Consider the following 1,256-nt stretch of genomic DNA (forward strand, 5'->3'; position numbering starts at 1 on the left):
TGTAGTGGTCAACAAAAACTAGCCACGGTTTTAGAGTTTTTCCAGAACAATCTTTCTGATTCATTCGGCGTCAAACCACCATTATATTGATGGGGTCTGAGCTGGCTGTAATATCCTGTGATGTAATTCATTATTGCCGTGCTGGCTTGGCTAAAATTCGCGTAGCCATTATCCGGTACCCACTCTGTTTTCAGGCTTCTGAAGAACCGTTCCATTGGGCTGTTATCCCAGCAATTTCCCCGGCGACTCAGACTTTGCTTTATCTGATATCTCCACAGTAACTGCCTGAAATTCCTGCTAGTATAGTGACTGCCTTGATCCGAGTGATACAGTAAATTAGCCGGTTTTCCCCGTGCTTCCCATGCCACCGACAGGGCTTTACCTGTCAGTGCTGAATCAGGGGAAAATGACATCGCCCAGCCAACCGGTTTACGGGAAAACAAATCGAGTACTACAGCCAGATAAGCCCAGCGTTTTCCCGTCCAGATATAAGTCACATCACCGCACCAGGCCTGATTAGGCTCGGTAACAGCAAACTGGCGATCCAGATAGTTAGGGATCTCAACGTGCTTCTCAGACGCTTTCTTATAACGATGGCCCGGTTGCTGACAGCTAATAATATTGAGCGCTTTCATCAGCTTTGTTGCCCGCCAGCGGCTCAGTTTTATACCTCTGGTGGTGACCATCGCGGAAATACTTCGCGCTCCTGCTGAGCCGTTACTTTCGCGATAAACTTCACGCACAAGGCTCAGTAATGCCACTCTCGTGGCGTCAGGCTTCCTGGGCTGCCGCCAGTATTTATAACTGCTGCGATGAACCCCAAACACGTTGCACACAACGGCAACAGGAAACCGCGCCCTGAGTTTCTCAACTAATGAGAATTGTTCAGGGAGTCTGACATCAAGAGCGCGGTAGCCTTTTTTAATATATCCCTTTCCATTTCAACACGTTGAAGTCTTTTTTTTAGCTCACGTATTTCAATCTGCTCAGGTGTCATGGGTGAAGCCATGGGTGATTTTCCCGCTCGCTCTTCTTTCAGTTGTCGAACCCATTTGTCCATTGTGGATTTGCCGACGTTCATTGCCGTAGCAGCGGCGGCAACGGTGTAATGCTGATCGAGTACAAGCTGGGCAGCTTCGAGGCGAAACTCGGGGCTAAAATTGCGTCTGTTACGTCCGGTCATAATGTCACCTGTTTTGACTGTGAGGTGATGATACCACCTCTATTCAGGTGGCCAAATTCAGTGTGCCACTACA

1 protein-coding gene is annotated in these 1,256 nt (G+C 48.6%); it reads right to left on the reverse strand.

Features of this window, described 5'->3' with window-relative positions; genetic code table 11:
• Positions 1 to 8: 8 nt before the first annotated feature.
• A protein-coding gene (locus ACQKDS_RS20185; RefSeq protein WP_399674054.1) for an IS3 family transposase occupies positions 9 to 1,183 on the reverse strand; the annotation gives its coding sequence in 2 pieces (ribosomal slippage) (positions 9 to 925 and positions 925 to 1,183; 1,176 coding nt in all).
• Positions 1,184 to 1,256 lie beyond the last annotated feature (73 nt).

It is taken from the genome of Serratia sp. NPDC078593, assembly GCF_050268245.1.
Lineage (GTDB): Bacteria > Pseudomonadota > Gammaproteobacteria > Enterobacterales > Enterobacteriaceae > JBNNGK01.